The organism is Pseudomonas sp. IT-P395 (assembly GCF_949767675.1).
In the GTDB taxonomy this organism is placed as follows: domain Bacteria; phylum Pseudomonadota; class Gammaproteobacteria; order Pseudomonadales; family Pseudomonadaceae; genus Aquipseudomonas.
This window is the reverse complement of sequence record NZ_CATKPW010000033.1, coordinates 52,619-74,046: the sequence shown is the minus strand read 5'-3', so window position 1 is coordinate 74,046 and position 21,428 is coordinate 52,619. Positions and strand designations below refer to the sequence as shown.

Here is a 21,428-nt window from a genome sequence, read left to right as displayed (position 1 = left end):
CGTAGTGTCAGTCGACGAATCTGTAAACTGACCCACCGCTTTCGCGAGCAGGCTCGCTCCCACAGGGGATTTTCGTGGCTGCTGAATGTAAAAAGCCCCCGCAACTGCGAAGTTGCGGGGGCTTTTTGTGGGCGTGGCTCAGATCACTCTTCGGCGACCGAGTCCTTGCTCTGACGCTTCTCGATCAAATCCACCAAACGCTTGGCCAGCGCCGGATAGTTCTCGTCGAAGTGGTGGCCGCCTGGCAGTTTCACCGCTTCACCCACTGCAGTCTTGTCCGTGCAACCGCTTTCATCCGTCTCTTCTTCACCATAGATGCACACGACCTTGGCGGCTGGCAGCTTGGCCATTTCCGGGCCGGTGGCGGCTTCTTTGCCGGCGTTACCCAGCCAGCCTTCGACTTCGATTTCGAAGCTGCCGGTGCGGGCGAAGGCCAGCAGGATGATTGCGTCGACGCGTTGCTGCTCGGTTTCTGGCAAGCGGTTGTAGATCGCTGGCAACACGTCCGCACCAAACGAGTAACCGGTGAGGATGAAGCGTTTGGTGCCCCATTTCTGCCGGTAGTGCTGCATCAGTTCGGTCAGGTCGAGCGCGCTTTGCTCCGGGCTCTTGTGCTGCCAGTAGTAGCGCAGGGTGTCGATGCCGACGACCGGGTAGCCGATCTTGGCCATTTCACCGGCGACGTCGCGGTCGAGGTCGCGCCAGCCGCCGTCACCGGAGAGGAACAGGGTCACGGTGTCTTTCGCTTGGCCGGCCGGCACTTCAACCACCGGGATCGCCAGACCGCCGTTGGCCTTGTCGCCGCCGACGAGGATCTTGCGCAGTTCGTTGTTCAGCACTTGCGGCAGGTTGATGTCGTAGTCGCTGATGCTGGTTTCGGCGTTCGGCTGATCGCGTACAAAACCCGCGCTGGCATCATCCGGGTTGTCGTTCCATGCCACCAGCCAGTGACCATGCGCGGCGGATTTCGGCAACAGGTGAGTGCAGCCAGGTTTTTCCAGCGCCAGGTCCACGGAAATCGCTTGGGCCTTGTCGTCCTTTTGCTCGGACAACCAACGCCAGGCCAATACCGCGCCGGGGCCGATACCGCTGACCAGCGTAGCCGGGCCGTTCAGTTCGCGCAGACCGGTTTGCAGGGCGCGGCTTTGCAGCAGGCAGTCCTTGGGCAGAATCACCTGAACGATTTGCGCCGAGGCGCTGCGGCTCAGGGTGGTCAGTTGTTTTTCAGAGAGTTTCTGGTCGTCGTTGACCGCGACCAGCACCTGCGCCTTGGGTTTGGTGCCGGGGATGACGCGGGTCAAAACGGTGCCGTCTGCCGCCGTAACAGGTTCGAGCGTCGGTTCTGGTGCCGGACGTTTGAGGTACCAGAAACCGCCGCCGGCAATCACGGCCAGCACGATCAGTGCGGCCAGGATGTACTTCAGGGAGCGTTGAATCATCAGCGTTTCACCAATCCAGTCAAGCCGCCCGCGATCAGGGCAGCAGTATCGGCCAGCGCCACCAGCGGATCGAGTCCGGCGGGCACGGCCATATAACGGGGTTCCCAGTCAGGCTGGAACTTGTCTTTGAAGCGGCGCAAGCCTTGGAAGTTGTACAGCTGCTCACCACGGCGGAAAACCATCGAGCCCAGACGCTGGGTCAGCGGTGCACCACGCCGGGGTTGCAACCCCGACAACGGCACCATGCCCAGGCTGAAGCGCGCGTATCCGTGACTCTTATAGTGTTGAATCAGGCCGACCATCATGAATTCCATGGTCAGCTTCGGCGCATCCGGGTGTGCGCGCATCAGGTCGAGACTGGCCAGGTCATGGCTGTAAGTCTCGAGCAGGTTGGCGAACGCCACCGGGCGGCCTTCGAAGCGAATCACCGCGATGCGGAAATGTTTCAGGTAATCGTCGCTGAAACGGCCGAGGGAGAAACCTTTCTCGCGCACGTTCTTGCCGGTAAGCCACGCATCGGAAATCACTTTCAGCTCATCCATCGGCGCCTGACCCGGCTCATGGATTTCCAGCGACAGACCATCGCGGGTGCCACGGTTCCAGGTGTAACGCAGGTCCTTCATCTCTTTGCCCTTGGCTTCCAGGTCAAAGCGCAGCAGGTCGACCCGGGCTTCTTCGCCCAGTTTGATCGCGGTCAGGCCGATGTCCATGTAGTACGGCAGGTTCTCCGCGCGCACCTGGTAGAACACCGGGCGGGCGTGGTGAATGTCGCAGAGGTCGCGGAACTGCCAGATCATCTCGGCGCGTTGCTGGCCAGGGCCGATCGGGTCGTACAGCGCCACCAGACTGCGGCCACGGCGCGCGTACATCAGGAACGCTTCGTCGTTCTGGTGAAACAGCAGTGCCTTGTCACCGGTTAGCGCCAGGCCACCGTCGGGTTGCGACGACGCCATCAGGATTTTCGCCGCACGATCAAGTTCGTCAGGCGTCGGCAGGTGGATGACCGGACGTGCGGTGCGCAGCAGCCAGGTCAGCGCGATTACCAGCAACAGCACCGCAGCGCCGAGCAGCGAACGCAGGCCGCGTGGCGCGTCAGCGTCGAGGGTGAACTGCCACCACAGTTGATGGCTGTACGGTACGTCTTGATAGGCGAACAGCAGCAACCACGTCGATGCGCCAAGGACGCACAGGCTGGCCACCAGATACAGCGGCGAGAAGGGCAGTTCGGTCAGGCGACTCGGGCGATAGAACGAGCGACGGAACACACCGAGCAGCGCAGCCGTCAGGGTCATCAGCGTTGCTTCTTCCCAGTCGAAGCCTTTAAGCAGCGAGAGCAGCGCGCCAACCAGCAACAGAATGGTGGTGAGCATCCACGCTGCCGACAGGCGCCGGCGCAGACCTTGAGCGAGCATCAGGCAGAGCACGCCGATCAGGCTGGCGCCGAAGTGCGAAGCGTCGACCAGACGATGCGGGATCAGAAAGCCGATGTGCTCCAGACGTGTGTCGATCTCGGGAGTGGCGCCGGAAAACAGCAGCACTACGCCGGACAAGAACACCAGCACCGCCAGAATCGGTGCCGCCAGACCAGACGCCGCGCGCATGGTCTGAGTCTGAAACAGGCGCTGACCTTCGTTGATCAGCAGGAATACACAGGCGACCAGCAGCGGCAGCACCACATAGATCAAGCGATACAGCAGCAACGCCGCGGCCAGTGGTGCGGCACCAAGAGTATCGGCGAAAGCGGCCAGCAGGATCGCTTCGAACACACCGACGCCGCCGGGGACGTGGCTGAGTACGCCGGCAGCCAATGCCAGCAGGTACACCAGCAGGAACGCACCAAACGGTGGCGCTTCCGGCAGCAACAGATAAAGGACAGTGGCGGCAGCCGCAACGTCGAGGGCGGTAATGATCAGTTGCAGGAACGTCAGGCGCCGACCCGGCAAGCGCAGCGTGCGGCGGCCAACCCTGACCAGCAGGTTGTCGCGCAACGGTTGTTCCGGCAGGCGCCGACGGTAGATGCCGATAGCCAGTACTGCGCCAAGCAACAGCACGACAGCGGCCACTGTGCCGAGCAGGCCTTCGGACAACCCCAGTGCCTGAGAGGCAGCAGGCAGGTCACTCAGCGTTGCCAATGCAGCCAGCGGCGGCAAGGCGCAACCCAGCGACAGACTGGCGAACAAGGTCATGTGCGCGACTTCCGACGCCCCCAGACCCAGTCGAGCATATAAACGGTAGCGAACCGAGCCGCCGGACAGCAGCGACAGACCGATTGCATTGCCAATCGCAAACGCGGTGAATCCGCCCAGCGCCAATGTGCGCGGTGGCAAGGTCACGCCGGCATAGCGACTGGCCGACCATTCGTAGCCGAGCAGAATAATGAAACCGACCACGGTCGCAGCGAAGGCGCCGATCAGCGCGGGTTTCGGTACGTCGAGAATCGAGTCGTGCAGCGCATCGAGATCGAGTTCGGCGAGCAGATGACGACAGGCAATCAGCGCAATGGCAAACAGCAGCAAAGTCACCGCCAGACCAATCGGTTGTCGGTATTTGCTCAACCGATCCAGCAAGCGCAGACGCTCGGGTTTGATCGGGTGTTCCGCTGTGACGGTGTCTTGTGGATCAGACGAGTTGGCGCGCATCAATCACCTCTTGGATTGTGCGCGACAGGATGGAGGTATCCAGCCAAGTTACCAATCCCTGTAGAAAAAAATAATCACAAAATACTACGCCTCTCACCGGGTATCGGCGAGGGCAGTTCCTGGATTGCAGAGGCCTGGCCTGCGACTCAAGCATAGTCGCAACTCAGCACTTCTGAAGATCCCAAGCGGTTCACTGCACAGTGACAGATCATTGTTGCGAAAGGACTTTTTCAACAGATACAAAAAAGGCCACTCTTTCGAGTAGCCTTTTTTGATGTTTGGTTGCGGGAGCCGGATTTGAACCGACGACCTTCGGGTTATGAGCCCGACGAGCTACCAGACTGCTCCATCCCGCGTCTGTGTGGCGGCATTCTACAGGCGAACGGCGAGGTGTCAACCGCTAATCCCGTAAAGGGTCAAATAAGTGTGCAATCGCGTCAAACGGTCGCAGGTGGTGCGTTAAGTTTCGGAAATGCAAAGAATTCCTGTTTGGCGATCCTTCTCTATAAGAAGAGGAAATCTACAAAACAGACGCGCACAAAAAAGGCCACTCTTTCGAGTAGCCTTTTTTGATGTTTGGTTGCGGGAGCCGGATTTGAACCGACGACCTTCGGGTTATGAGCCCGACGAGCTACCAGACTGCTCCATCCCGCGTCTGTGTGTCGGCATTCTACAGAGGAACGCCGGGGTGTCAACCCGCAATCTGGATAAAAACTGTTGAGGTTCAATCGGTTAGCGCTTTTTCGCGGGTGTTTGTCACGCTGCAGGTCAGGCGGGGCAAGGCTTTCAGCTCTATTGGCGGCCACTCGTCGATTGAGAAAATAAATTCAAAGGACATTTCCTACCACTTGGAAAGAACATTCATACCACTGGTGCTATATACAGGTGTCAGTGAGATACTGGCGATCCGGTTCGCCACGTTTCCTTTTCTGACATGACTCAGCGAAAAATCATCCACATTGACTGCGACTGTTTCTACGCCGCCATCGAGATGCGCGATGACCCGCGTCTGGCCGGCAAGCCGTTGGCGGTGGGTGGCTCGGCGGACCGGCGCGGGGTGATCGCCACCTGCAACTATGAAGCGCGCGCGTATGGCGTGCGTTCGGCGATGGCGTCGGGGCATGCCTTGAAACTGTGCCCGGACCTGACCATTGTCAAGCCACGTATGGATGCGTATCGCGAGGCTTCGAAAGAGATTCATACGATCTTTGCCGATTACACCGACCTGATTGAGCCGCTTTCGCTGGATGAGGCTTATCTGGATGTATCGGACAGCGCGCATTTCGGTGGCAGCGCCACACGCATCGCCCAAGACATCCGTCGTCGAGTCTCCAATCAATTGCACATCACCGTTTCTGCCGGTGTGGCGCCGAACAAGTTTTTGGCGAAAATTGCCAGTGACTGGAAAAAGCCCAACGGCTTGTTCGTGATTACGCCGGATCAGGTCGAAGACTTTGTCAGCGATTTGCCGGTAAGCAAGCTGCACGGCGTCGGCAAGGTCACCGCCGACAAACTGGGCAGGCTCGGCATCGTCGACTGCCTGCACCTGCGCGAGTGGGACAAGCTCGCGTTGGTGCGCGAATTCGGCAGTTTTGGCGAGCGACTTTGGAGTCTGGCCCGTGGGATTGATGACCGGCTGGTGCACAACGACAGCCGGCGTCAGTCAATCAGTGTGGAAAATACTTACGACGTTGATCTGCCGGATCTACGCAGTTGCCTCGACAAACTGCCGGAGCTGCTGGAAACCCTGAAAACCCGTATGGCGCGGATCGACAGCAGTTATCGGCCGGGTAAGCCGTTCGTCAAAGTGAAGTTTCATGACTTTACCCAGACGACGCTGGAGCAGGCCGGGGCAGGGCGGGATCTCGGTAGCTATCAGTTGATGCTGACGCAGGCGTTCAATCGCGGCGGGAAGCCGGTGCGGTTGTTGGGGGTGGGGGTCAGGCTTGAGGATTTGCGCGGCGGGTTTGAGCAGATGGAGTTGTTTGAGCGGTAGATTTTTGCGGAATCTAAGGGCCTCATCGCGAGCAGGCTCACTCCTACATTGAAATGCGTTCCAATGTAGGAGCTGCCGCAGGCTGCGATCTTTTAATAGGCCTTAATTCGGTCCCGGATCTGCCACCAGACGCCCGGCATCCTTGGTCAGCGACTTGAGAAACTCGGTCTGCAGCTCAGGATCGTTGCGCGTGAGTTCGATCAGGCTTTGTTCCAGCTCGCTGGCTTCTTCTTCCAGACCCAGTTCCGACAGACGTTTGACCCGGTGTACCCACTGGCTCACTTCGTCGTCTTCCAGGTCGTCGTAAATCAGCCCGTGCGCCTCCAGCAATTTGCCGCGCAGATGACTGCTGATCATCAGCGACGAATCAGAGTGCACGTCATCCTTGCTGTCTTCGACGCTGATCTGCAGCTTGCCGACATGATTGAGGTCATTTTCGGCAAACGGGCTGTCGAGCAGATTCAGACGCAGCACACCGTTACGATCGGTGGTCATGTCGAAGGTCTGCTTGCCAGCCTTGACCTGCACCGGGCGCTCGCTCCACGGCAGGCTCGAATACTCCGTGCGCTTGTCGCGCTGGACTTCATCGATACCCGCCAGGTTCTGCTGCGCGCGACCATTGGACTGCACGTTCATGAACGGATTGAGCCCGGCAAAACCGTAGCTCAGCCAGTCCTTGGTGACGCTGTCCGGCAGATTGCCGAGAGCGAAAACGTTGACCACGTTCGCGCCGACGCCGCCGACCACGGCCACCACGCCCAGCGGGATCTCGTAGACCTCCCGCCAAGGCTGGTAAGGCGTGTAGCGATCGTAGCGACGGGTGACTTCGAACTCGGTGACTTCGAAAGTCTTCTGTTCGTTGATCTTCACGCGTCGCTGCGGCAGCTCAAGCGCCTTAGGCTCGCCGACATCAATCTGCAGGCTATGGTCGAGCAACTTCCGCTCGACCCGCTCTTCGTGCTCGCTGCGTTGTGACATGTGATTGGCACAGCCGCTGACCAGCAGGGCACCGCACAGGGCGGTGCCACCGAGGCCTAAGGTGTTTCGCTTGAACATGACGTCTCTATCTGGTTTCAGCGGCGGATACGGGCCTGCAGGAAGGACAATACGTCGGCCACCGGCAATGCTTGCGCTTCGCCTTCGGTACGGCTCTTGTATTCCAGGTTGCCTTCGGCGAGGCCGCGGTCGCTGACCACGATCCGGTGAGGAATGCCGATCAGCTCCATGTCCGCGAACTTGATGCCCGGGCTGGTTTTCTTGTCGCGATCGTCCAGCAGCACTTCGAAACCGGCGGCCGTCAGTTCGGCGTACAGTTTGTCGGTGGCTTCGCGCACCTGCTCGGTTTCATAACGCAGCGGAACCAGAGCGATCTGGAACGGCGCCAGAGTGTCGCTCCAGATGATGCCGTTTTCGTCGTTGTTCTGCTCAATGGCAGCCGCCACCACGCGGGACACGCCGATGCCGTAGCAGCCCATTTCCAGGGTTACCGGCTTGCCGTTCTCGCCCAGCACTTCGCACTTCATCGCCTTGCTGTACTTGTTGCCCAGCTGGAAGATGTGGCCGACTTCGATACCGCGTTTGATTTCCAGCGTGCCTTTGCCGTCCGGGCTTGGGTCACCGGCGACTACGTTACGCAGGTCGGCCACGGTCGGAACCGGCAGATCGCGCTCCCAGTTCACGCCAAAGTAGTGCTTGTCGTCGATGTTCGCGCCGATACCGAAGTCGCTCATCAGTTCGACCGAGCGGTCGATGATGATTGGCAGCGGCAGGTTCAGCGGGCCGAGCGAACCGGCGCCGGCGCCAATGGCGTCACGCAGTTCGGCATCGGTGGCCATGACCAGCGGGCTGGCAACGCCCGGTTGCTGGGCAGCCTTGATTTCGTTGAGTTCGTGGTCGCCTCGAATCACCAGCGCGATCAGCTTGCCTTCTTCTTCGGCACGCACGATCAGGGTCTTGATGGTCTTCTCAATCGGCAGATTGAATTTTTCCACCAGCGCCGCGATGGTCTTGGTGTCTGGGGTATCGACCAGGCGCAGCTCTTCGGTCGCAGCGGCACGCGAGGTTTCGCGTGGCACCGCTTCGGCTTTTTCGATGTTCGCTGCGTAGTCGGAGCCGTTGCTGAAGACGATGTCGTCTTCGCCGGACTCGGCCAGTACGTGGAATTCGTGCGAGCCGGCGCCACCGATCGAACCGTTGTCGGCTTCCACCGGACGGAATTTCAGGCCCAGACGGCTGAACACGTTGCAGTACGCCTGGTGCATACGGTCATAAGTGACCTGCAGCGACGCCTGATCAGCGTGGAACGAGTACGCGTCCTTCATGATGAATTCACGGCCACGCATCAAACCGAAGCGTGGGCGGATTTCGTCACGGAATTTGGTCTGGATCTGGTACAGGTTGATTGGCAGCTGTTTGTAGCTGCTCAACTCGTTGCGCATCAGATCGGTGATCACTTCTTCGTGGGTCGGGCCCGCGCAGAAGTCGCGACCGTGGCGATCTTTGATGCGCAGCAGCTCAGGGCCGTATTCTTCCCAGCGCCCCGATTCCTGCCACAGCTCGGCCGGTTGGGTGCTCGGCATCAACACTTCCAGAGAGCCGGCGGCGTTCATCTCTTCGCGAACGATGGCTTCAACCTTGCGCATGACTCGCAAGCCCATCGGCAGCCAGGTGTACAGGCCCGAGGCGAGTTTGCGGATCATGCCGGCGCGCAGCATCAGCTGGTGGCTGATCACGACCGCGTCGGAAGGCGTTTCTTTCTGTGTGGCGAGCAAAAATTGACTGGTGCGCATGGTTGGCCGTTGTCGGTTGCTATGACTGGAAATGACTCCGCAGTGTACCGGCGAGTTTTGCCGACGTACAGGCGTGAGGTCAGTGGGGAGGCACGACGGCGAGATTCCTCCCGCCGTTGCCGAAACGTCTTACGATTCTTCTGCGACCGGCGTCGGCACAGGCTCGGGCGTTGGCGTCGGGCCTTCGCGGCGGCTTTCCTGAAACCAGTGCAACGCGATCAGAATCAACGTCGGCACGCCGAGCAGGGCAGTGATCAGGAAGAAGCTGTGGTAACCGAACTTCTCGACCAGAACCCCGGAATAGCCGCCCATCAGGCGCGGCAACAGCAGCATGATCGAGCTGAGCAGGGCGTATTGGGTGGCGGAGAACTTCAGGTTGGTCAGGCTCGACAGGTAGGCAACGAACGCCGACGTCGCCAGACCCGAACTGAAGTTATCGAGGGAAATGGTCACCATCAGCATCTGCAGGTTTGGACCCATGTCGGCGAGCATGACGAACAGCAGGTTGGTGGCGGCCGAGGCCGCGCCGCCGATGAACAGAATCGGCAGAATGCCGAAGCGCACGATCAGCAGACCGCCCATGCCGGCGCCGACCAGCGTCATGATCAGGCCGAAGATCTTGCTGACACTGGCAATCTGATCCTTGGTGAAACCCTGATCGATATAGAACACGTTGGCCATGACGCCCATTACCGTGTCCGACATCCGATAGGTGGCGATCAGGCCGAGCAGCAGCAGTGCCTGCCAGCGGTAGCGCAGAATGAAGTCATTGACCGGTGTCAGCACCGGTGCGAGGCCGCGACGACCCATGGTCGACAGACACAGACCGGTGAGCAGCGTATAGAGAATCGCGCGCAGGAAGGCGCGGTCTTCGAGCAGCAGGTCAAGCGGACTCATGTCGCCGAACAGCACACTGGCAAAATCGGTGTTGTAGAGCTGGGTGAACATCGCCGGTACCGAGACCAGCAAGATAATCAGCACAAACACCGACATCAGTTGATGCATGAAGGTATAGCGCCCGGCCTGCAATTGAGTGCGTAGCGGCACTGGCGGCTCGCGCATCAACAGCGTGGTCAGCAGGGCAGGAATCATCAATGCGCCGAACAGCGCGTAAGTGCCGGCCCAGGCCGAGTGCTGATAATTGAAACCTGTGGAGCCGAAGCCCTCAGCGAAAAACAGTGCGCCAGCGGTGGCCAGCAGCGCTGCTACGCGGTACCCGGACATATAACTGGCGGCGAGAGCGGCCTGGCGGTTGTCTTCGGCGATTTCCAGGCGATAGGCATCCACCGCGATATCCTGGGTGGCGGAGGCGAAGGCGACGACGACGGCAATGGCGATCAGCCAGGACAGATGCTTCTGCGGATCGCAGAAGCCCATGCCGACCAGGCCGAGAATCACCAAGGCCTGCGAGAGCACCAGCCACGAACGGCGACGGCCGAGTTTGCCCAGCAACGGCAGGCGCCATTGGTCGAGCAGTGGTGACCAGACCCATTTGAACGCATAAGCCAGGCCGATCAGGCTGGCGTAGCCGATGGTTTCACGGGCGACACCGGCTTCACGCAGCCAGACGGAAAGCGTTGAAAATACCAGCATGTACGGCAGGCCGGCGGCGAAACCGAGCAACAACAGCACGAGCGTCGAAGGACTGGCATAAGCGGCTAGCGCGGCGCGCCAGGTTTTACGGGGCATGGGCTGAAGTCTGCCTCAAGATTGCGAAAACAAAGCGCGCACTCTAACCGCTGTGCTCTACCGGACGCCAGCCATGGCGCTGAATATCCACACGATTGTTCAGGACGGTGATGCCTTCCATGCGCAATCTGGCCCGTTGTTCATCACCCGATGGGCTGCCCACCGGCAGGCTGATCCGACCGCCGGCGCCCAGCACTCGGTGCCAGGGCAGTTTGGTATCACCGGGTAGCTGGCTCAAGGTGCGGCCGACCCAGCGGGCGGCGCGCCCCACCCCGGCCAGTTCAGCTAACTGACCATAGCTGACGACTTTGCCTTCGGGCACTTGGGCGAGCGTCGAGTAGAGCGCCGTGCGTCGGATTTGCGCATCGTTTTCAACGCTGTCGAGCGGGTCTGTCACGTACGCGGTTCCTGAGCATGAACAGTTTGATGGCTTTCAGAGTAATCGGTGATCGCGCAATTGAGAAATGAACTCATCGGAAATCGTTCGGTCAGTCCTTGTCAGGGTCTTATTCCTACGGATAATGCCGACCTTTTTCGCAAACTTGAGCCTTCGATTCGCTTATGTTTTCCAGATCCTTGCTGTGCCTTGCTGTTTTCAGCGCGTCCACGCCCCTGCTTGCCGATACCGTCTGGTTGAAGAACGGTGACAAGTTGAGCGGTACCATTACGGTATTCGACGGCGGCAAGCTGTTGATCCAGACCAAATACGCCGGTGCGGTCACCATCGACTGGAAAGAGGTCAAGACGCTGGCCAGCGATCAGCACTTGCTGGTCAAACAGGATGCCTACACCGGCGAAGTGTCCAAGTCGCTGACGGCCGCCGAAGATGGCAAGGTCACCCTGGCCAATGGCGAGGCGCCGAAAACCGTCGAGCTGGCGAGCATTCAGCAGATTCTCAAACCGAAACCGGTGGTCGAGGATCTGGTCTGGAAGGGCAATGTCGACTTGGCGCTGGATTATCAGCGCGCCGAGAAGGACACCGATGACTACGATGTCGGCTTCAAGACCACGGCACGTCATGGTCGCTGGCGTCATACCGCCGAAGGCGAGTACAACCGCGAAGTGCAGGACGACGAGACCACCACCAACAACTGGCGCGCCGAATATGCACTCGACCGCTTCCTGACCGATAAATGGTTCTGGCAGGGTCGTCTGAATTACAAGCGCGATCACATCGAAGAGCTGGCGCGTCAGCGCGTGGTTGGTACCGGTCCTGGCTACCAGTTCTGGGATGACGAGTTGGGCGCGTTCTCGCTGGGCTCGCTGCTCAACCGCACGGACTATGAGTACCGCGATGGCAGCAAGGACAACTTCTACTCTGTCGCCATGAAATGGGATTACAACCGTTACCTGATTGGCAAGAAAGTCGAGTTCTTCACCAACGGTGAAGTGGGCAAACCACTGTCCGGAGTTGCTGATTACGCACTGGATGCTGAATTGGGGCTGCGTTACAAGGTCACCGACTGGGCGTCGCTCAACCTCAAGGCTGAGCGCGACATCATCAGTGGCACTAACGATGCCGATCTTAACAAGACCCGTTATACCGCCGGGTTTGGCGTGGCCTGGTAAGGCGCAAGCAAAAGATCGCAGCCTTCGGCAGCTCCTACAGAGGATTGATGTAAATCCTGTAGGAGCTGCCGAAGGCTGCGATCTTTTTTTGCGAGCTGAAAAACAGACGCCCACAAAAAAGCCCCGCTTTTAAGGGCGGGGCTCTTTTCTAAAGAAGCTACAAGTTAGATAACTTGTACTTCTTCAGCTTGCATGCCTTTCTGACCGCGGGTAGCGATGAAAGAAACCTGTTGGCCTTCTTTCAGGCTTTTGAAGCCGTCGGATTGGATAGCTTTGAAGTGAACGAACAGGTCGTCACCGGATTGTGGAGTGATGAAGCCGAAGCCTTTTTCATCGTTGAACCACTTAACGGTACCGGTTTGGCGATTAGACATGGTGTAACTCCTTGAACAAAGATAACTGCGACTCAGGAAGAACCCTGGCCGAGACTGAGTGCAAAGAGCAGGAAAAATTCTTGTAGATGGTTGGATCGAAATTCAACATATCGTGTAGAGATTCTCAGTGACACAAGCAACACAGTGACGCCACCTTAACCCAGTTTCCGAGAAGTGCCAATGCTTCTTGCGAAGGTTTCTCTGTTTTCGGGATCGGCGGTGTGACGGTTCGTCGCCAAAGCTCGTATTTCATGGGTGTTCGGCGAGAATTGCACCGCGCACTTTGAACCCGGCGGCGCGCCCGGTAAGATGCCGGACAGAATTTTTCCACCTCGCTATTCAGGACACCCCGCCATGAGCATCAAATCGGACAAGTGGATTCGCCGCATGGCGCAGGAACACGGCATGATCGAACCGTTCGTCGAGCGCCAGATGCGCGGCAGCGATGACAGCCGTGTGATCTCCTACGGTGTATCGAGCTATGGCTACGATGTACGTTGCACCAATCACTTCAAGGTGTTCACCAACATCAACTCGTCCATCGTCGACCCGAAAAACTTCGACCCGGGCAGCTTCGTCGACGTCCATAGCGACGTCTGCATCATTCCGCCGAACTCCTTTGCATTGGCCAGCACCGTCGAATACTTCCGCATTCCGCGCAATGTATTGACCATCTGCCTGGGTAAAAGCACCTACGCGCGCTGCGGCATCATCGTTAACGTCACCCCGCTTGAGCCAGAGTGGGAAGGCCACGTGACGCTGGAATTCTCCAACACCACTAACCTGCCGGCGAAAATCTACGCCAACGAAGGCGTGGCGCAGATGCTCTTCCTTGAATCCGACGAGGAATGCGAAGTGTCCTACAAGGATCGCGGTGGCAAGTACCAGGGCCAGCGTGGCGTGACCTTGCCGCGCACCTGATCGGTCCATCCGACAGATCGCGGGAATTCTTTGGCGGGCAGACACTCTATGGGGTGTACTGCCCGTTTTTGCTTTCGGCAAAACGGGCCTTCGCGAGGAGTGCCCTATGAAGATCGATCCGCAAATCACTGCCGAACTGGCAAGGCTCGAGCCCAATCAGATTGGCGTATTGGCCTGGTCCTTGTTGGCGCATCCGCCACTGAGCATGGCCGGCGGAATTCCCGGACAGCCCGATCCCGATACCCCCAACGAACAACCGACCGAGCCGGGCGAACCGACCCTTCCAGACGAGCCGCCACCGGCACCGGTTGCCTGATCTGCATTGAAAACCAATGGCCAGTCAGATGAGGTCTGTGAAGACGTCAACTGACTGGCCATATTTCGTTGTCACCGATGACGAAAATTCTGCAGTTTTGCTCCTTCTCGACCGGATATCCCCCGGTAAACGCGCCAAAGGCCGGCAGCAGGCTGATGCGTTCGCTGAGTCTGAAACACGCCAGGCGCAAGCTTTGTCGGCCCTTGCCATGTAACCGATAGACCGGATGCACATGACCGGCCAGTACGTGTCGTTCAGGATGCGGGTCCGGTTCATGTTGCAGGGCGAATGGCCCGATCAGCAGCGGTTCGGGCACGACCCGGATATTCAGCGATTCCGGCGGATCGCCCGCCCGTTTGTCGTGATTGCCGCGGATCAGTGTCATCGGCAGATCAACATGGCGCGCACGCCATTCGGCCAGTTCGCGCAAAGTCCCCACGGCATGCGAGCCGGGTCCGTGGAGAAAATCGCCAAGGAATATCAGCTGTCGGCAGGGCATTTTCGCCAGCAATCGGTCAATCACTGCAATATTGCTCGCGGTAGTGCCTTGCGGGACCGGTTGACCGAGGCTGCGGTAGGCGGCGGCTTTACCGAAATGCACATCGGCAATCAGCAAGGCCTGTTGCGCCGGCCAGTACAGGGCCTTTTCCGGCAGCAACCAGAGGTCTTCACCCGCCAGTCGCACAGGGTAGGGCGCGTTCATCGGTGTTTGCCCTTGTCGGCGGATTTTTCCAGGTCTCCAACCATCCGTCTGATGCGGTCGGCGAGTTTCTCTGAACTCATGCTTTCGCGCATGCGCTCCACCAGCAGTGGAAACCCCAGGGGTGTAGGACGCTTTATCTGATGCACGTCGAGTTTCATCCGGTTGATGTGCTCCAGTGTCTGTTCCAGACGTTGAATATCCAATTCCTCTCGTAGGACTTCTTCCCCGGCCTGTGCGAGCAACAGGTTATCGGCGTCGTATTGTTTGAACACTTCGAAGAACAAACCGCTGGACGCCTGTACCTGCCGGGTGCTTTTCGGCGCACCGGGGTAACCGGCGAAGACCAGCCCGGCAATCCGGGCGATTTCACGGAAGCGTCGCAACGCCAATTCGCCTGCGTTGAGGCTGGCCAGTACATCCTTTAACAGGTGATCGGCGTTGAACAGTTGTGTATTCAAATGCTCGGCCCAGTCGACGGGCGTGGCGCTGAGCAATTCCAGGCCGTAATCGTTCACCGCGATCGAGAACGTCACGGGCTGGCGCTGGCTGACACGCCAGGCCAGCAGGCTCGCCAGCCCCAGATGCACCTGGCGCCCGGCAAACGGGTAGAGAAAAAGGTGCCAGCCTTCGCGGGATTTCAGCACTTCGGCCAACAGATTTTCGGCGGTGGGCAAGCCAGACCAGTGCATCTGCGTTTCCAGTAACGGTCGCAACGCCTGCATTTCCGGGCCGACAAACTCACCCTGCGCGGCGGCACTGAAGCGCCTGACCACGGCTTCGGCCAACTCGTTGGAAAGTGGCATCCGCCCGCCATTCCAGCGCGGCACCGCGGCTTTCTTCGCCGTGCTGCGTTTGACGTAAGCGGTCATGTTTTCCACCCGCACCAACTCCAGTAAACGTCCGGCGAAGAGAAAACCGTCACCCGGTTTAAGCCGCGCGATAAAGCCTTCCTCGACACTGCCCAACTGTTTGCCACCGCCGCCCTTGCTCCAGAATTTCAGATGGATGCTCGCGTCACTGACGATGGTGCCGATGCTCATGCGATGGCGCCGCGCCAATCGCGCATCCGGTACGCGCCAGACGCCGTGCTCGTCCGGCTCGACCCGGCGGTAATCCGGATAGGCTGTCAGAGACATCCCGCCATGGCGTACGAAAGCTAGCGCCCAGCTCCAGTCAGCGGGTGTCAGGTCGCGATAGGCCCAGGCGCCGCGGACTTCTTCGTACAACTCTTCAGGAATAAACCCACCGCCGAGGGCCATGCTGACCAAGTGTTGCACCAGCACATCCAGCGGTTTGTGCGGTGACAGGCGTGGTTCGATGCGCCGTTGTTCGACGGCATCGCGGGCGGCGGCGGCTTCGATCAACTCAAGGCTGTGCGTCGGCACCAGCGTCACCCGCGACGTGCGGCCCGGTGCATGGCCCGAGCGTCCGGCCCGTTGCATCAGGCGCGCGACACCTTTGGCCGAGCCGATTTGCAGCACGCGCTCGACGGGCAGGAAATCCACGCCCAGGTCCAGGCTTGAAGTGCAGACTACGGCTTTCAAATGCCCGTTCTTCAAGGCCTGTTCGACCCAGTCGCGAGTCTCGCGAGACAGGGAGCTGTGATGCAACGCGATCAGCCCGGCCCAGTCCGGCCGTGCCTCCAGCAGCGCCTGATACCAGATTTCCGATTGCGCCCGCGTATTGGTGAAGACCAAGGTGCTGGCGCAAGCATCCAGTTCGGCAACGACCTGCGGCAGCATCTTCAGACCGATATGCCCGGCCCAGGGAAAACGCTCGATGGCCGGTGGGAGGAGGGTGTCGACCTTCAGCGTTTTTTCGCTTTGCCCCTGAATGCTGATGCCGCCGCCCTGTGGGATCAGCACCTGCTCGGCGTGGGATTGATTACCCAGGGTGGCCGAGACGCCCCAGACGATCAGCTCAGGCTGCCAATGCCGCAGGCGGGCGAGGGCCAGTTGCAGTTGCACGCCGCGCTTGTTGCCCAGCAGTTCGTGCCATTCATCGACGACGATCATGCGCAGAGTCGACAGCGCTACCTGTGCATCAGCGCGGGCGAGCAGCAGGGTCAGGCTTTCCGGGGTGGTGATCAGCGTGGTCGGCAGGCGTCGGCTCTGGCGGGCGCGCTCGCTGCTGCTGGTGTCGCCGGTGCGCAGACCGATGTTCCACGGGATCTGCAGGTCATCGACCGGTGTTTGCAAAGCGCGCGCGGTGTCGGCGGCGAGGGCGCGCATGGGGGTGATCCACAGCACGGTCAGCGGTTCGGCCGGTGATTTGCGTTTGCGCGGTGTTTCGACGGCAGGCTGCGAGCGCGCGAAGCGATTGAGCGCGGCAAACCACACGGCATAGGTTTTACCGGCACCGGTGCTGGCGTGGAGCAGGCCGGATTCGCCTTTTTTGACCGCCGCCCATACATCTTTCTGAAAGGCGAACGGCTTCCAGCCGCGGGCGCTGAACCAGATTTTTGCCAGGTCGGAGGATTTCGCCATGCGGGCTGCGCGCGCTCTGGAGGGGTTCTTCCAGTGACCACATCAGTTGGCGAAAGGTTTAATCAGGGTGACCGTGTAGGAGCTGCCGAAGGCTGCGATCTTTTGATCTTGATCTTGATCTCTACAAAACAAGATCAAAAGATCGTAGCCTTCGGCTGCTCCTACAGGGGAACGTGGGCTACTTGAGGTTTCCGCTGAGGAATTGTTTGAGGCGTTCGCTTTTCGGGTTGCCGAGGACTTCCTCGGGGGCGCCTTCTTCTTCCACCAGACCTTGATGCAGAAACAACACCTGGCTGGAAACCTTACGAGCGAAGCTCATCTCATGGGTCACCATGATCATGGTCCGGCCTTCTTCCGCCAGCCCTTGAATCACCTTCAACACTTCACCGACCAATTCCGGATCGAGCGCCGAGGTCGGTTCATCGAACAACATCACCTCAGGCTCCATCGCCAGCGCCCGGGCAATCGCTACGCGCTGTTGCTGGCCGCCGGAGAGAAACGCCGGGTATTGATCGGCCACTCGCGCCGGCAAACCAACCTTGTCGAGATAACGCCGCGCACGATCGTCGGCTTCCTGTTTGCTGCAACCCAACACCCGGCGCGGGGCCATGGTGATGTTTTCCAGCACGGTCATGTGGCTCCACAGGTTGAAATGCTGGAACACCATCGCCAGCCGCGTGCGCAAACGTTGCAGTTCATCGGCATCGGCGACGTGCATGCCGTGGCGGTCGGTGACCATGCGGATTGCTTGGCCATCGAGGCTCATGGCGCCGTCGTTGGGTTGTTCAAGAAAGTTGATGCAGCGCAAAAAAGTGCTTTTGCCCGAGCCGCTGGCACCGATCAGGCTGATCACGTCGCCGGTCTTGGCCTTGAGCGAAACGCCTTTGAGCACCTGATGGTCGCCATAGCTTTTGTGCAGGCCTTCAACGGTCAGTTTGTACATGGGACAGACATCCTCAAGGCGAAAGTAGGTAGCCGCTGCGATAGGCTTCAGCGCCCGCGACGTGGGCGATGACCATGCCGGCAGTGGCCATGCGTCGCAGCGAACGGGCGTACATCACGCCGGCGCTGGTGCAATGAATGGGGGTGACCCGGTCGTGGATAGGGTCGATGATTTCGGCGATCTGCTGCCCGGCTTCGAGGTATTGCCCCGCCGTGGCGGTATACACCAGCAGGCCGCCGACCGGGGTGGTCACCGGTTCCACACCGGCCAGCGGCGTGGCGGGGAACGGCAGCGGTGGTTGCGGTTTGGTCTCGCCGACGATCGCATCGGACTGGATCAGATAATCGATCAGTGCCTGGCAGTCGCGACTGGCGAGCGGATGGGTAACGTCACCCTGGCCGCGCAACTCGACGGTCACGGAGAAACTGCCCAGCGGAATCTCGAAGTGTTCGCCGAAGCGCTCTTTCAATTGCCACCACAGCAGCGTGAAGCATTCGTCGAACGACTGACCGCCGGAGTCAGTGGCCAGCAGGCTCGCCTGGGCTTCGATATAGCGCGCCAGCGGTTCGACCTGCGGCCACGCTTCGGGCGTGGTGTAGAGGTGAACCACCGATTCGAAGTCGCAGTGCAAGTCGAGCACCATATCCGCATCACAGGCCAGCCGTTGCAGGATCAGGCGCTGGGATTGCAGTTGCGTGCTGGCAGTCTGGCGGGCGAGGGCATTGCGCAGATGGCTGCGGATCAGTTCAAGGTTGTGCTGTGCATCGTCATTCAGCCTGCCCTCGATGGCGTTGCCGATTTCCTCGCTGAGGTCGACGAACCAGCGGTTGAAGTTCTGCCCGCTCTCCAGTTCGTAACGGCCCAGCGGCACGTCCATCAGCACTTGTTCGAGGCCGACCGGGTTGGCCACCGGCACCAACACGATTTGGCTGCGCAGGCGCCCGGCGGCCTCCAGCTCGGCCAGACGCTGTTTGAGATGCCAGGCGACGAGCATGCCCGGCAATTCGTCGGCATGCAGCGAAGACTGAATGTAAACCTTGCCCTTGGCCTGTTCCGGGCCGAAGTGGAAGCTGTGGATCTGTCGTGCGGTCCCCGGCAGCGGGGCCAGCAAGTCATGAATCAGGTGGCGCATTGCAAAGGTGTCCTAGTGAGTCGGCCCGAGGAAAGCCAGCCATCGGCGTTCAGCAAGGCGGAACAAGCCGACCAGCGCAAAGGTAATGGTCAGGTAGATCAGCGCGGCGATGCCGAACGACTGAAAAGTCAGGAAGGTCGCCGAGTTGGCGTCCCGGGCGACTTTCAGGATGTCGGGGATGGTCGCGGTGAAGGCCACGGTGGTCGAGTGCAGCATCAGGATCACTTCGTTGCTGTAATACGGCAACGAACGGCGCAGCGCCGACGGCATGATCACGTAGGCATACAGCTTCCAGCCGGTCAGCCCGTAAGCCTTGGCCGCTTCGACCTCGCCGTGGTTCATGCTGCGAATCGCTCCGGCGAAAATCTCCGTGGTGTAGGCGCAGGTGTTGAGGGCGAAGGCGAGGATCGTGCAGTTCATCGCATCGCGAAAGAAACTGTCGAGCAGCGGCTGCGCACGTACGGCGGCGAGGCTGTAAATGCCGGTGTAGCAGATCAACAGCTGGATATACAACGGCGTGCCACGGAACAGGTACGTGTAGAACTGCACCGGCCAGCGAATGTAGAAGTGCGGCGAAACCCGCGCGATCGATAGCGGAATCGAAACAAGGAAACCGATGAAGATCGAGGCGCTGAGCAGCCACAGCGTCATCGCCAGCCCGGTAATGTTCTGGCCATCGGTATAAAGGAAGGCTCGCCAATATTCCTGCAAAAGTTCGATCATCGTACGGCCTCCCGGGCGCCGGCGGCGTAGCGACGTTCGAGCCAGCGCAGGATGAAATTCGAGGCACTGGTGATCAGCAGATAGATCAATGCGGCGAGAACCAGGAAGTAGAACAGTTGATAAGTGCTTTTACCGGCGTCCTGCGCGGCTTTGACCAGATCGGCCAGACCAATGATCGACACCAGCGCGGTGGCCTTGAGCATCACCATCCAGTTGTTGCCGATACCCGGCAGGGCGAAGCGCATCATTTGCGGAAACACCACGAAGCGAAAGCGCTGGCCGCGTTTGAGGCCATACGCTGTGGCCGCTTCAACCTGTCCGCGCGGCACGGCGAGGATCGCGCCACGGAAGGTTTCGGTGAAATACGCACCATAAATGAAACCCAGGGTCAGCACCCCGGCGCTGAACGGGTCGATTTCGATGTATTCCCATTCCAGATAATCGGTCAGAGACGTCAGCCAGGTCTGCAGGCTGTAGAAGATCAGCAGCATCAGCACCAGATCCGGCACCCCGCGAATCAGCGTGGTGTAGAGCTGCGCGGGCAGGCGCACCAGTTTGACTTTTGACAGTTTGGCACTAGCGCCAAGCAGGCCGAGCAACACGGCCACCAACAGCGACAACGCCGATAATTTGATGGTCATCCAGGTGCCTTCCAACAGCAACGGGCCAAAACCCTTGAGGCTGAAGGCGGAGAGCCCCAGATTTTGTAAGAGGTTTTCGAACATAAATCAGCAACCTGAGCGGATGGAAAAGGCGCCCATCGAGGATGGGCGCCGGGGCATTATTTGCCGCTGTACAGATTCAGATCGCCAAAGTGTTTCTTTTGAATCTCGGCGTATTTGCCGTCATCGTGTAACGCTTTGATACCTTTATCTAAAAGCGCTTTCAGCTCAGTGTTACCTTTCTTAATACCGACAGCGGTTTTGGCTGGCAGCAATTCGCTGTCGACTGGCTTGCTGACGTCATAGTCGGCGCCCTGTGGCGACTTCAAAAAGCCCAGTTCGGCTTGCAGCATGTCCTGGATACCGGCGTCGAGACGGCCAGAGGTCAGGTCGGAATACACCTGATCCTGGTTCTGATAGGCCTGGGTTTTCACGCCGGCCTTGTCCAGCACGGCTTTGGCGTAGGCTTCCTGAATGGTGCCCTGCTCGTAGCCGACGGTTTTGCCCTTGAGGGATGCGACGTCTGCGGTGATACCGGAGCCTTTTTTGAACACATAAGCGGTCGGGCCGGAGAACAGCTCGCTGGAGAAGTCGATGACTTTTTCGCGGGCCGGGGTCACGGTCATCGACGAGATCACACCGTCGAATTTGTTGGCTTTGAGGCCCGGAATCATGCCGTCGAAGTCACTTTCGACCCACTTGCACTTGACCTTCAGTTCGGCGCAGATCGCGTTGCCCAGATCGATGTCGAAGCCCACCAGGCTGCCGTCGGCCGCTTTCGACTCGAACGGTGCGTACGAAGGGTCAACGCCAAAGCGCAACTCTTTGTATTCCTTGGCCAGCGCGGAGCCAGCGGCCATGCACAACGCCAGTGCAGAAAGGGTCAGCAATGCTTTTTTCATTATTCAATCCCTAAGAACCAATATGAGCGCTTGTGGCGCAGAATTATTGTTACTGGAACGCGTACGACCTATAGAAAGTAGCAATTTCCGAACCAGAGTCCCGAACAAGTGTTTTAAAAGGTTGGGTGCGGAGGGATGAGGGCGT

The 21,428-nt window shown here is 59.4% G+C and carries 18 protein-coding genes and 2 tRNA genes; 4 read left to right on the top strand and 16 right to left on the bottom strand.

Annotation, left to right across the window (positions count from 1 at the left end):
• Positions 1–143: 143 nt before the first annotated feature.
• The 4 genes from ACM6IN_RS19005 to ACM6IN_RS18990 all read right to left on the bottom strand — a co-directional run bounded on the left by ACM6IN_RS19005 (position 144) and on the right by ACM6IN_RS18990 (position 4,732).
• Positions 144–1,439 carry a virulence factor family protein gene (locus tag ACM6IN_RS19005; protein ID WP_095126537.1) on the bottom strand — a complete coding sequence of 432 codons (1,296 nt, stop codon included), beginning with the start codon at positions 1,437–1,439 and terminating at the stop codon, positions 144–146.
• A complete protein-coding gene (mprF, locus tag ACM6IN_RS19000; RefSeq protein WP_007918637.1) occupies positions 1,439–4,078 on the bottom strand; it encodes a bifunctional lysylphosphatidylglycerol flippase/synthetase MprF in 2,640 nt (879 codons plus the stop codon). Before mprF ends, ACM6IN_RS19005 begins: the two co-directional genes overlap by 1 nt.
• 279 nt (positions 4,079–4,357) lie before the next feature.
• A tRNA-Met gene (locus tag ACM6IN_RS18995) sits at positions 4,358–4,434 on the bottom strand.
• A 221-nt stretch (positions 4,435–4,655) separates the two neighbouring features.
• Positions 4,656–4,732: transfer RNA gene (locus tag ACM6IN_RS18990), tRNA-Met, on the bottom strand.
• 280 nt (positions 4,733–5,012) lie between these two features.
• On the opposite strand from ACM6IN_RS18990, the gene dinB reads away from it, so the two are divergent.
• Positions 5,013–6,074 (top strand): DNA polymerase IV, encoded by a 1,062-nt coding sequence (gene dinB, locus ACM6IN_RS18985; protein ID WP_095113865.1) that lies wholly within the window; start codon positions 5,013–5,015, stop codon positions 6,072–6,074.
• Between the two features lie 102 nt (positions 6,075–6,176).
• Here the strand turns inward: dinB and ACM6IN_RS18980 are convergent, their stop codons facing one another.
• The 4 genes from ACM6IN_RS18980 to ACM6IN_RS18965 form a co-directional block, all read right to left on the bottom strand.
• Complete coding sequence (locus tag ACM6IN_RS18980) at positions 6,177–7,130, bottom strand: hypothetical protein (RefSeq protein WP_007918633.1); 954 nt, start codon at positions 7,128–7,130, stop codon at positions 6,177–6,179.
• A 17-nt stretch (positions 7,131–7,147) separates the two neighbouring features.
• Positions 7,148–8,863 carry a proline--tRNA ligase gene (locus ACM6IN_RS18975; RefSeq protein ID WP_007918631.1) on the bottom strand — a complete coding sequence of 572 codons (1,716 nt, stop codon included), beginning with the start codon at positions 8,861–8,863 and terminating at the stop codon, positions 7,148–7,150.
• A gap of 129 nt (positions 8,864–8,992) precedes the next feature.
• A complete protein-coding gene (locus ACM6IN_RS18970) occupies positions 8,993–10,552 on the bottom strand; it encodes an AmpG family muropeptide MFS transporter (RefSeq protein WP_007918629.1) in 1,560 nt (519 codons plus the stop codon).
• A 43-nt stretch (positions 10,553–10,595) separates the two neighbouring features.
• Positions 10,596–10,949, bottom strand: coding sequence for an MGMT family protein (locus ACM6IN_RS18965; protein ID WP_414916527.1), 354 nt, complete (start codon positions 10,947–10,949; stop codon positions 10,596–10,598).
• A 164-nt stretch (positions 10,950–11,113) separates the two neighbouring features.
• On the opposite strand from ACM6IN_RS18965, the gene ACM6IN_RS18960 reads away from it, so the two are divergent.
• Complete coding sequence (locus ACM6IN_RS18960; protein ID WP_414916526.1) at positions 11,114–12,121, top strand: DUF481 domain-containing protein; 1,008 nt, start codon at positions 11,114–11,116, stop codon at positions 12,119–12,121.
• A 164-nt stretch (positions 12,122–12,285) separates the two neighbouring features.
• Here ACM6IN_RS18960 and ACM6IN_RS18955 read toward each other — a convergent pair whose 3' ends face one another.
• Positions 12,286–12,495, bottom strand: a complete 210-nt coding sequence (locus ACM6IN_RS18955) for a cold-shock protein (RefSeq protein WP_002554837.1) — start codon at positions 12,493–12,495, stop codon at positions 12,286–12,288.
• Between the two features lie 354 nt (positions 12,496–12,849).
• On the opposite strand from ACM6IN_RS18955, the gene dcd reads away from it, so the two are divergent.
• The gene (dcd, locus tag ACM6IN_RS18950) at positions 12,850–13,416 is read left to right on the top strand and encodes a dCTP deaminase (RefSeq protein WP_007918616.1); all 567 of its coding nucleotides are present in this window, start codon (positions 12,850–12,852) and stop codon (positions 13,414–13,416) included.
• 106 nt (positions 13,417–13,522) lie between these two features.
• Positions 13,523–13,732 (top strand): hypothetical protein, encoded by a 210-nt coding sequence (locus ACM6IN_RS18945; protein WP_007918615.1) that lies wholly within the window; start codon positions 13,523–13,525, stop codon positions 13,730–13,732.
• 46 nt (positions 13,733–13,778) lie between these two features.
• Here the strand turns inward: ACM6IN_RS18945 and pdeM are convergent, their stop codons facing one another.
• The 7 genes from pdeM to ACM6IN_RS18910 all read right to left on the bottom strand — a co-directional run bounded on the left by pdeM (position 13,779) and on the right by ACM6IN_RS18910 (position 21,283).
• Entirely contained in the window at positions 13,779–14,435 is a 657-nt protein-coding gene (gene pdeM, locus ACM6IN_RS18940; protein WP_095113863.1) for a ligase-associated DNA damage response endonuclease PdeM, read from the bottom strand.
• Complete coding sequence (locus ACM6IN_RS18935) at positions 14,432–16,921, bottom strand: ligase-associated DNA damage response DEXH box helicase (protein WP_414916525.1); 2,490 nt, start codon at positions 16,919–16,921, stop codon at positions 14,432–14,434. The genes pdeM and ACM6IN_RS18935 overlap by 4 nt, the downstream gene beginning before the upstream one ends.
• A gap of 178 nt (positions 16,922–17,099) precedes the next feature.
• The gene (locus tag ACM6IN_RS18930; RefSeq protein WP_007918612.1) at positions 17,100–17,864 is read right to left on the bottom strand and encodes an ABC transporter ATP-binding protein; all 765 of its coding nucleotides are present in this window, start codon (positions 17,862–17,864) and stop codon (positions 17,100–17,102) included.
• A gap of 13 nt (positions 17,865–17,877) precedes the next feature.
• On the bottom strand, positions 17,878–18,996 hold the full coding sequence (locus tag ACM6IN_RS18925) for a succinylglutamate desuccinylase/aspartoacylase family protein (RefSeq protein WP_414916524.1): 1,119 nt from the start codon (positions 18,994–18,996) through the stop codon (positions 17,878–17,880).
• Between the two features lie 12 nt (positions 18,997–19,008).
• Complete coding sequence (locus ACM6IN_RS18920; protein ID WP_016986412.1) at positions 19,009–19,719, bottom strand: ABC transporter permease; 711 nt, start codon at positions 19,717–19,719, stop codon at positions 19,009–19,011.
• A complete protein-coding gene (locus tag ACM6IN_RS18915) occupies positions 19,716–20,444 on the bottom strand; it encodes an ABC transporter permease (protein WP_007918609.1) in 729 nt (242 codons plus the stop codon). The genes ACM6IN_RS18920 and ACM6IN_RS18915 overlap by 4 nt, the downstream gene beginning before the upstream one ends.
• Before the next feature lie 56 nt (positions 20,445–20,500).
• On the bottom strand, positions 20,501–21,283 hold the full coding sequence (locus tag ACM6IN_RS18910; RefSeq protein WP_007918608.1) for a transporter substrate-binding domain-containing protein: 783 nt from the start codon (positions 21,281–21,283) through the stop codon (positions 20,501–20,503).
• Positions 21,284–21,428 lie beyond the last annotated feature (145 nt).

Excerpts from the sequence above, each read along its gene's own strand:
- ACM6IN_RS18970 (WP_007918629.1), bottom strand. The coding sequence starts at position 10,552 with ATGCCCCGTAAAACCTGGCGCGCCGCGCTAGCCGCTTATGCCAGTCCT.
- mprF (WP_007918637.1), bottom strand. The coding sequence starts at position 4,078 with ATGCGCGCCAACTCGTCTGATCCACAAGACACCGTCACAGCGGAACAC.
- pdeM (WP_095113863.1), bottom strand. The coding sequence starts at position 14,435 with ATGAACGCGCCCTACCCTGTGCGACTGGCGGGTGAAGACCTCTGGTTG.
- ACM6IN_RS18935 (WP_414916525.1), bottom strand. The coding sequence starts at position 16,921 with ATGGCGAAATCCTCCGACCTGGCAAAAATCTGGTTCAGCGCCCGCGGC.
- dcd (WP_007918616.1), top strand. The coding sequence starts at position 12,850 with ATGAGCATCAAATCGGACAAGTGGATTCGCCGCATGGCGCAGGAACAC.
- ACM6IN_RS18915 (WP_007918609.1), bottom strand. The coding sequence starts at position 20,444 with ATGTTCGAAAACCTCTTACAAAATCTGGGGCTCTCCGCCTTCAGCCTC.
- ACM6IN_RS18925 (WP_414916524.1), bottom strand. The coding sequence starts at position 18,996 with ATGCGCCACCTGATTCATGACTTGCTGGCCCCGCTGCCGGGGACCGCA.
- ACM6IN_RS18980 (WP_007918633.1), bottom strand. The coding sequence starts at position 7,130 with ATGTTCAAGCGAAACACCTTAGGCCTCGGTGGCACCGCCCTGTGCGGT.
- ACM6IN_RS18910 (WP_007918608.1), bottom strand. The coding sequence starts at position 21,283 with ATGAAAAAAGCATTGCTGACCCTTTCTGCACTGGCGTTGTGCATGGCC.
- ACM6IN_RS19005 (WP_095126537.1), bottom strand. The coding sequence starts at position 1,439 with ATGATTCAACGCTCCCTGAAGTACATCCTGGCCGCACTGATCGTGCTG.
- ACM6IN_RS18945 (WP_007918615.1), top strand. The coding sequence starts at position 13,523 with ATGAAGATCGATCCGCAAATCACTGCCGAACTGGCAAGGCTCGAGCCC.
- ACM6IN_RS18955 (WP_002554837.1), bottom strand. The coding sequence starts at position 12,495 with ATGTCTAATCGCCAAACCGGTACCGTTAAGTGGTTCAACGATGAAAAA.
- ACM6IN_RS18930 (WP_007918612.1), bottom strand. The coding sequence starts at position 17,864 with ATGTACAAACTGACCGTTGAAGGCCTGCACAAAAGCTATGGCGACCAT.
- ACM6IN_RS18920 (WP_016986412.1), bottom strand. The coding sequence starts at position 19,719 with ATGATCGAACTTTTGCAGGAATATTGGCGAGCCTTCCTTTATACCGAT.
- dinB (WP_095113865.1), top strand. The coding sequence starts at position 5,013 with ATGACTCAGCGAAAAATCATCCACATTGACTGCGACTGTTTCTACGCC.
- ACM6IN_RS18960 (WP_414916526.1), top strand. The coding sequence starts at position 11,114 with ATGTTTTCCAGATCCTTGCTGTGCCTTGCTGTTTTCAGCGCGTCCACG.
- ACM6IN_RS18975 (WP_007918631.1), bottom strand. The coding sequence starts at position 8,863 with ATGCGCACCAGTCAATTTTTGCTCGCCACACAGAAAGAAACGCCTTCC.